Annotated in this window: 5 protein-coding genes; 4 read left to right on the top strand and 1 reads right to left on the bottom strand. The window is 61.9% G+C overall.

The genetic code is table 11. The annotated features are described in order from the left end of the window. Window positions 1–181: 181 nt before the first annotated feature. The 4 genes from LIY45_RS13915 to LIY45_RS13900 all read left to right on the top strand — a co-directional run bounded on the left by LIY45_RS13915 (window position 182) and on the right by LIY45_RS13900 (window position 7,479). Window positions 182–1,093: an SDR family oxidoreductase gene (locus tag LIY45_RS13915; RefSeq protein WP_226476666.1), complete on the top strand. Its 912-nt coding sequence runs from the start codon at window positions 182–184 to the stop codon at window positions 1,091–1,093. A gap of 484 nt (window positions 1,094–1,577) precedes the next feature. Then, window positions 1,578–3,365, top strand: a complete 1,788-nt coding sequence (locus tag LIY45_RS13910; protein WP_226476665.1) for a DUF1302 domain-containing protein — start codon at window positions 1,578–1,580, stop codon at window positions 3,363–3,365. A 26-nt stretch (window positions 3,366–3,391) separates the two neighbouring features. After that, window positions 3,392–4,759, top strand: coding sequence for a DUF1329 domain-containing protein (locus tag LIY45_RS13905; protein ID WP_017476034.1), 1,368 nt, complete (start codon window positions 3,392–3,394; stop codon window positions 4,757–4,759). Window positions 4,760–4,998: 239 nt separating this feature from the next. Further along, window positions 4,999–7,479 (top strand): LuxR C-terminal-related transcriptional regulator, encoded by a 2,481-nt coding sequence (locus LIY45_RS13900; RefSeq protein WP_226476664.1) that lies wholly within the window; start codon window positions 4,999–5,001, stop codon window positions 7,477–7,479. Between the two features lie 135 nt (window positions 7,480–7,614). Here the strand turns inward: LIY45_RS13900 and LIY45_RS13895 are convergent, their stop codons facing one another. Then, window positions 7,615–8,406, bottom strand: a complete 792-nt coding sequence (locus LIY45_RS13895; RefSeq protein WP_226476663.1) for an IclR family transcriptional regulator — start codon at window positions 8,404–8,406, stop codon at window positions 7,615–7,617. Window positions 8,407–8,435: the final 29 nt, after the last annotated feature.

The raw sequence follows: 8,435 nt of genomic DNA, 5'->3' as shown, positions 1-8,435 counted from the left end.
TGTAAGAGCGGAACCATAAGCGGCCGTTACCTAAATAACGGATATGTACTCACCCCCGAGGCCCCGCCAATCATCCCCCAGCCTTATCGCGCACCATTCACCCCCAACCGTATTTATTGTGACTACAAGCCCCGTGCCTGACACTCAACCCATCCACCCCTAATCGCCCCTGGAGTCCCCAATGAGTGAGCCTGTGCAGTTCCAAGACAAGGTCGTGATCGTCACCGGTGCCGGCGGCGGATTAGGCCGCGCCCACGCACTGCTGTTCGCCAAACACGGCGCCAAAGTGCTGGTCAACGATCTTGGCGGCTCAACCCAGGGCGAAGGCGCCAACGCCTCGGCGGCCGACCGCGTCGTGGCCGAAATCCGCGAGGCCGGCGGTATCGCCGAAGCCAACCACGACTCCGTCACCGACGGCGACAAAATCGTCCAGAACGCCCTCGACGCCTTCGGCCGCATCGACGTCGTCGTCAACAACGCCGGCATCCTGCGGGACAAAACCTTCCACAAAATGGAAGACAGCGACTGGGACCTGGTCTACCGCGTGCACGTCGAAGGCGCCTACAAAGTCACCCGCGCCGCCTGGCCCCACCTGCGCGAGCAAGCCTACGGCCGGGTGATCTTCACCGCCTCCACCTCAGGCATCTACGGCAACTTTGGCCAGTCCAACTACGGCATGGCCAAGCTCGGCCTGTACGGCTTGACCCGCACCCTGGCGCTGGAAGGCCGCAAGAACAACATCCTGGTCAACGCCATCGCACCCACCGGCGGCACACGCATGACCGAAGGCCTGATCCCGCCGCAAGTCTTCGAACGCCTCAAGCCGGAACTGGTCAGCCCATTGGTGGTGTACCTGGGCAGCGAGGCGTGCCAGGAAACCTCCGGGCTATTCGAGGTGGGCGGTGGCTGGATCGGCAAGACCCGCTGGGAACGCAGCCTGGGTATTGGGTTCGACCCTGAGGCCGGTTTCTCGCCGGATGACGTCGCCGCCCATTGGCAGCAAATCTGCGACTTCGACGGGGCCGCTCACCCCAAGGACAACATCGAAGCCTTGAAGGAGATGATGGCCAATCTGCAGAAATACAGCCTGTGATCGTTGCATGAAAAAGTTTTAATCAACCGGGGCGCCATGGCGCCCCGGTTTATTTCAGGCATAAAAAAAGCCGCTGCAAAGGCAGCGGCTGAAGTAAGACGTTTGATCAAGGAGCAATAAATCAACGTCAGTGAACACCAGTAACAGATTGAAAGTATTGATCAATCCATAAAAACTTGCTGTTCTTCCAGGTTCTGGAAGCGGGCGGTTTGCCCTGAAAGCCAAGCAAGAATAGGCTTTTGTTACAAAATGAAAAATAGCGATTCGAGACAAGGACTGTTACCAAACCGGCAACAGTGGCGAGAAGGCCCCATCCATCCTCCTGATAATCCTTCATCCATCTCGTCCATGCCCTCGCCAATACCCCGGCCAGAGCGCCCCTTCATCCTTTCGAGCGACAACACGAATACCTCCTTGGTGCGCTTATCGCTCCTGATCGCGGGCAGTAGGGTGGGGCCTTCTGTCACACCACCGGGGAAGACGCATGACAAGAACAACAATGCGCGCCATCTTCAGGCCACAGGCGCTGGCCGCTGCGGTTGCTTTGGGCTGCTGTGCCCAGGCGCAGGCTGTTTCGTTCAACATCGGCGAGATCGAAGGGCAATTCGATTCCTCGCTGTCGGTCGGTGCCAGCTGGGGCATGCGTGACGCCGACAAGAAGCTGGTGGGTATTCCCAACGGCGGCACCGGCCAGGCGTCCACCGGCGATGACGGCCGCCTGAACTTCAAGAAGGGCGAGACCTTCTCCAAGATCTTCAAGGGCATCCACGACCTGGAGCTCAAGTACGGCGACAGCGGCGTGTTCGTGCGCGGCAAGTACTGGTACGACTTCGAACTGCAGGACGAAGACCGCGAATTCAAGCAGATCAGCAATAACCACCGCGACGAAGGTGCGCGCTCTTCCGGCTACGAGTTACTCGATGCCTTCGTCTATCACAACTACTCCATCGGCGATTTGCCGGGCAACGTGCGCGTCGGCAAGCAGGTGGTCAGTTGGGGTGAAAGTACATTCATCGGCAACTCCATCAACAGCATCAACCCTATCGACGTTTCCGCGTTCCGCCGGCCCGGTGCCGAGATCAAGGAAGGCCTGATTCCGGTCAACATGGTGTTCGCTTCCCAAAGCCTCACCAACCAACTCAGCGTGGAAGGTTTCTACCAGTTGAACTGGGAAAACACCGTGGTGGACAACTGCGGCACTTTCTTCGGCAACGACGTGGTGGCCCACGGCTGTAACAGTAACTACACCGTCGGCAGCCCGGCGATTGCGCCGTTGCAACCCGTAGCGGCGGCGTTTGGCCAAGGCTTCCAGGTCACGAAAGAAGGCGTAGTGGTGCAGCGTGCGCCGGATCGTGAAGCCCGTGATGGCGGCCAGTTTGGCGCAGCCTTGCGCTGGCTGGGGGATGACACCGAGTACGGCTTGTACTTCATGAACTACCACAGCCGCACGCCGACGGTGGGCACCATCACCGCAAACACCAACCTGGCGACGCTTGGCAGAATCATCAATACCGGCAACGCACTTGCCCCAGGCAATGGCGTCGGCCTGGCCACCAGCGCGCTGCTCGGGAATGGCCAGTATTACCTCGACTACCCGGAAAATATCCGCCTGTTCGGCGCCAGTTTCTCCACCACCTTGCCTACCGGCACCGCGTGGACTGGTGAGATCAGTTATCGCCCCAATGCTCCGGTACAACTGAACACCACTGACCTGACCCTGGCCCTGGTGACGCCGTTGTCCCCAACCGCCTCACCGATCAGAAGTACGTTCGGTGGCGACAACGCCGGCTACCGCCGCAAGGAAATCACCCAGATCCAGAGCACCATGACCCAGTTCTTCGACCAGGTGCTGGGCGCCGAACGCCTGACCCTGGTGGGCGAAGCGGCCTTCGTGCATGTGGGCGGGCTGGAGGCGAAATCCAAGCTGCGTTATGGCCGCGATTCGGTCTACGGCCAATACGGCTTCGGCGGCGACACCGACGGCTTTGTCACGGCCAACTCCTGGGGTTATCGCGCCCGGGCGATCCTCGATTACAACAACGTGTTCGCCGGGGTCAACCTCAAGCCCAACGTGTCGTGGTCCCAGGATGTCAGCGGCTATGGCCCCAACGGCCTGTTCAACGAAGGTGCCAAGGCCATCAGCGTCGGCGTGGATGCGGACTACCGCAACACCTACACCGCGAGCCTGAGCTACACCGACTTTTTTGGCGGTGACTACAACACCCTCACCGATCGCGACTTCATCGCCCTCAGCTTTGGCGTGAACTTCTGATTTGGCTTAAGTAAGGACAAGAGACTATGCGCAAGATGATTCTGCAATGCGGCGTGTTGGCCCTGAGCCTGTTGGCGGCCAACGTGATGGCTGCGGTGTCGCCGGAAGAAGCGGCCAAGCTCGGCACCACCCTGACCCCGGTGGGCGCCGAGAAGGCCGGCAACGCCGACGGTTCGATCCCGGCATGGACCGGTGGCATCCCGAAAAACGCCGGGGCGGTGGACAGCAAAGGCTTCCTCGCCGACCCGTTTGCCAGTGAGAAACCGCTGTTCGTGATCACCGCCGCCACGGTCGACAAGTACAAGGACAAACTGTCCGAAGGCCAGGTGGCGATGTTCAAGCGCTACCCGCAAACCTACAAGATCCCGGTGTATCCGACCCACCGCACGGTCAACCTGCCACCGGAGATCTACGAGTCGATCAAGCGCAGCGCGCTGAACGTGCATGCGATCAACGACGGCAATGGCCTGGAGAACTTCACCGGCAACCGCTACTACGCCTTCCCGATTCCGAAGAACGGCGTGGAAGTGCTGTGGAACCACATCACCCGTTACCACGGCGGCAACCTGCGCCGCATTATCACCCAGGCCACGCCGCAGACCAATGGCAGCTACACGCCGATCCGCTTCGAAGAAGAAGTGGCCGTGCCGCAACTGATCCCGGACATGGACCCGGTCAAGGGCGCCAACGTGCTGACCTTCTTCAAGCAGTCGGTGACCGCCCCGGCGCGCTTGGCCGGCAACGTGCTGCTGGTGCACGAAACCCTCGACCAGGTGAAGGAGCCGCGGCTGGCCTGGGTCTACAACGCCGGCCAGCGCCGGGTACGCCGTGCGCCGCAAGTGGCCTACGACGGGCCGGGCACCGCCGCCGACGGCCTGCGCACCTCGGATAACTTCGACATGTTCTCCGGCGCCCCGGACCGCTACGACTGGAAGCTGGTGGGCAAGAAGGAGATGTACATCCCCTACAACAGCTACAAGCTCGATTCGCCGACCCTCAAGTACGACGACATCATCAAGGCCGGCCACATCAACCAGGATTTGACCCGCTACGAGCTGCATCGGGTCTGGGAAGTGATCGGCACCGTCAAGCCGAGCGAGCGGCACATCTACGCCAAGCGCCACATGTACATCGACGAAGACAGCTGGCAAGTGGCATTGGTGGATCACTACGACGGCCGTGGCCAACTGTGGCGGGTCGCTGAAGGTCACGCGCAGTTCTACTACGACCACCAGGTGCCGGCCTACACCGTCGAAACCCTGTACGACATCATCGCCGGGCGCTACATCGCCCTGGGGATGAAGAACGAAGAGAAGAGCAGCTTCGTGTTCGGCTTTGCGGCCAAGGCGGCGGATTACACGCCAGCAGCCTTGCGCTCTGAAGGCGTGCGCTAAAACCTGATTGAAATACGGTCAAACTGTGGGAGCGGGCTTGCTCGCGAAAGCGGTGTATCAGTCAATAATCCGGTGACTGACACTCCGCCTTCGCGAGCAAGCCCGCTCCCACATTTACTGTGTTCCACCTTTGGAACATATGCCCGGCAATCAGTCTGCTGAATACTCCTCAACAACCGCCAGCCACAGGACTAGGGTAGGGGGCACGCCGCCTAATAATAAAAAACAGGGACGCAGTAATGACCGCCATGACCCGTTGTCTGGATCGTCCTGGATTCATGCCACGTTTGTCTCCCCATCATCTGCTACGCCCGCGTTTGGCCGGGCCTTTGCTCAACGCCTCGGCGCGGGTGAAGTTGCTCTGCGCCCCGGCCGGCAGTGGCAAGAGCGCGTTGCTTGCCGAATGCGCATTACAGGCGCCTGCGGATTGCCAGGTGTATTGGTTGCCGCTCAATGGGGCGGCCTTGGATTTGTGTCAGCGTCTGGCCCAAAGCCTCGGCCTGGATTTTGTCGACGAACCCAGGCTGCTGCTGGCCCTCAATCGCTGGCAAGCGCCGGCCTGGCTGTTTCTCGATGACTTCTGCCGAGTGCCGGCGCCTGAACTGGATGCATTGCTCGATCGCATTCTGGCGGCCAGCAGTCCCGTATTAACCTGGTGGATTGGTGCGCGGCGGCGGCCAGCGTGCAATTGGCCACGCCTGTTACTCGACGATGAATTGTGGGAGTGCAACGCGGCCGAGCTGGCGTTTGATCACAGCGAGATCCAGCACTTGGCCGGGCCCTGCGTCGACAAGGTGCTTAAGTTCAGCGCCGGCTGGTGCGCCGGCGTGCGCATCGCATTGCTTGAAGGCGACGGGCACCCCGACAAAACCTTGCTCGACTACCTGCAACACGAGCTGTTCAGCGGCCTGGCCCCGGAGTTGGCCGAAGCCTGGCGTGTGCTTGCGCACCTGCCACGTTTCAACCCGAGCCTGTGTGATCACCTGTTCGGCTTCGGTGATTATCTGCGTGACTTGCAGACGTTGGGCGCCTTTATCGAACCCTGGGAGGGCTCCACCGACTGGCTGCAAATCTTTCCGCCGTTGGCGCAGCTCATGCGCGACGAACCCTGGCCGGCCAAGCGCTCCTGGCACCGTCGCGCCTGCCAATGGTTTACCGCCGCCGAGGACTGGCAAGCCGCGTTTGAGCAAGCGCTGCTGGCCGAAGAGTACGAGGTGGCCGTGAGCCTGTTGCAGCACTTCAGTTTTGAAGATTTGTTCCGCCAGCAAAACGCCTTGCTGCTGTTGCGGCTGCATGAGCAGCATGGCGATGAATTGATGCTGGGTTCGGCGCAACTGGTGGGCTTGGTAACGGCGGCGTTGCTGTTTGCCGGGCGCTTCGACCAGGCGGCCTTATGCATCGATCAACTGGCGCGTTTCACCCCGCAACCGACTGCGCATGCGCAGCGCTATCTGCTGGCTCGCTGGCAGGCGCAATGGGGTTGGCTGCTGCATCTTGGCGGCGAAGCCGCACGGGCCCGGGAGCATTTTCTTGAAGCCCTGCAAGACTTGCCCGAGAGCGCCTGGACCTCGCGCTTGATGTGCCTGTCGGGCCTGACCCAGCAAGCCTTGCTGCGTGGCGAACTGGACGTGGCCCAGGCGCTGAACCGCGAGGCGTTGTGCCTGGCCCGGTCCCATGGCTCACTGCTGCTGGAGGCGCTGCTGGAACTGGATCATGCGCAGTTGCTGGAACAGCGCGGCGCGCCGTATCGGGCCCAGAGCCTGCTGGAAAACGTGCAGCGCATGCTGGTGCAACAGCGACTCAAGGCCGGGCCGTTGGTGGGGCGGATTTTGTTGCGACGGGGGCATTTGGCCCTGCGCCAGGGCCACGACGCCGTGGCCGCCGAATGCTTCGAATCCGGCCTGGGCATGTGTTTGCACAGCCAGGACAAGCGCGTGCTCTATGGCTACCTCGGTCTGGCTTTATTGGCCGCCAACAAAGGCGATTACGCCGAGGCGTTTATCCAGTTGCGGGACGCCGAGCGCCTGATGCAGCAACGCCAGGTGCCCGACACCGTGTACCGCGCCGTGTTGCTGTTGCTCAGCGGGCATTTCTGGCTGCAACAGGGCCGCGCCGAACTGACCCTGGAAGCGGTGACCCGCGTGCTGCGTCACTACCGGGGGCCGAAGGCCAAACAGGCGCCGCCGGCCACCCTGGAGCTGATCCCGCGCCTTGAGTATTTGCAGGTGTTGGCCGAAGTGAAATTGCACCGCGCCGAAGAGCCTGTCGCCCGCTTGCGTGCGTTACTGGAGACTGCCCGTCAGCGCGGCATGCTGTGCCTGGAGGCGGAGTTGCACTTGGTGTTGGGGGAAGTGGCCTGGCAGGTCGGCGATCGACCGTTGGCCGTGCGCTCCCTGGAGGCCGGGTTGGAGCTGGCAGGGCGTTGCCAGGTACAACAGGCGATTCGCGAGTTGCGCCTCCGGCAGCCGGGGTTGTTGAGTGCGCTGGGGCTGGAGCCGCAAGAGTGTCTGGCGACGGCGGGGGAAAACCCTCTGAGCCAGCGCGAGCTTGAGGTGCTGCAACTGATTGCCCAGGGCAATTCCAATCTGGAAATCGCCGGGCAGTTGTTTATCTCGCTGCACACGGTGAAGACCCATGCCCGGAGGATTCATAGCAAGTTGGGGGTGGAGCGGCGTACCCAGGCGGTGGCCAAGGCCAAGACCTTGGGGTTGATGGCCTGAACTCTCATCTCGAAATCAATGCAGGCTAATGTGGGAGCCGGGCTTGCCCGCGATGACGGTGTGTCAGTGACAGACAGCTAACCTGATGCACCGCGATCGCAGGCAAGCCAGCTCCCACAGTTGAGCGGCGTTGTGTCAGGGAAGCTGATAACCCATCCGCCAACTCACCGCCTGGGTGGCCGCCAACAAACGCTTCGCCGCCGGGCCGTCTTCATCGGCATGGAACAGCGACGTCGGCCCCACCACGGTCAATACCGCCGCCACTTGCCCGACCGCGTTGAACACCGGCGCCGATAACGCGTCCACACCCGGCATCAGCAAACCGTGCACAAAGTGCAGGCCACGCTGGCGGATCTGCTCGCAGGTGGTGGCGTAGGCCTGGTCATCCGCCAACGCATGGGCGATGCCCGCGTGAATCTCCCGCTCCCGCAAGTCCACGGTTTCCCGCGACGGCAGGAAGGCGCTGAACACCAGCCCGGTGGACGAACTGAGCAGCGGCAACACCGAGCCCAATTGCGTCACCACCGTCACCGCGCGCACTGCCGGCTCGATATGCACCACGGTCGCGCCCTGGTTGCCCCAAACGGCCAGGAAGCAGGTTTCATTCAACTCGTCCCGCAGTTCCGCCAGGGGCAGGGCGGCGACTTTCAGCACGTCCATGCTGCCCAGCGCGGCCAGCCCCACGCGCAAGGCTTCGCGGCCCAGGCCGTAATGGTTGGTGGCGGTGTTCTGTTCGGCAAAACCTGAAGCGATCAGCGCCTGCAAATAGCGGTGGACCTTGCTCGCCGGCATTTGCACATGTTCGGCCAGGCGCGACAACGAGGTAGCCGGCGACAGTTCAGCCAGGGCCTTGAGGATGTCGGTGCCCACTTCAGCCGAGCGGACTTTCTGTTTACCGGTGTCGCGGGGGGCGGGCGGCTTTTCCATGGAGGGCATGAATCCGAAAGACGAATGGG

Origin of the sequence: Pseudomonas sp. MWU16-30323 (assembly GCF_020515595.1) — a bacterium.
Lineage (GTDB): Bacteria > Pseudomonadota > Gammaproteobacteria > Pseudomonadales > Pseudomonadaceae > Aquipseudomonas > Aquipseudomonas yamanorum.
Note: the sequence above shows the minus strand (reverse complement) of the source record. Positions and strands in the feature narration are given on the sequence as shown.

Excerpts from the sequence above, each read along its gene's own strand:
- LIY45_RS13915 (WP_226476666.1), top strand. The coding sequence starts at position 182 with ATGAGTGAGCCTGTGCAGTTCCAAGACAAGGTCGTGATCGTCACCGGT.
- LIY45_RS13910 (WP_226476665.1), top strand. The coding sequence starts at position 1,578 with ATGACAAGAACAACAATGCGCGCCATCTTCAGGCCACAGGCGCTGGCC.
- LIY45_RS13905 (WP_017476034.1), top strand. The coding sequence starts at position 3,392 with ATGCGCAAGATGATTCTGCAATGCGGCGTGTTGGCCCTGAGCCTGTTG.
- LIY45_RS13900 (WP_226476664.1), top strand. The coding sequence starts at position 4,999 with ATGACCGCCATGACCCGTTGTCTGGATCGTCCTGGATTCATGCCACGT.
- LIY45_RS13895 (WP_226476663.1), bottom strand. The coding sequence starts at position 8,406 with ATGGAAAAGCCGCCCGCCCCCCGCGACACCGGTAAACAGAAAGTCCGC.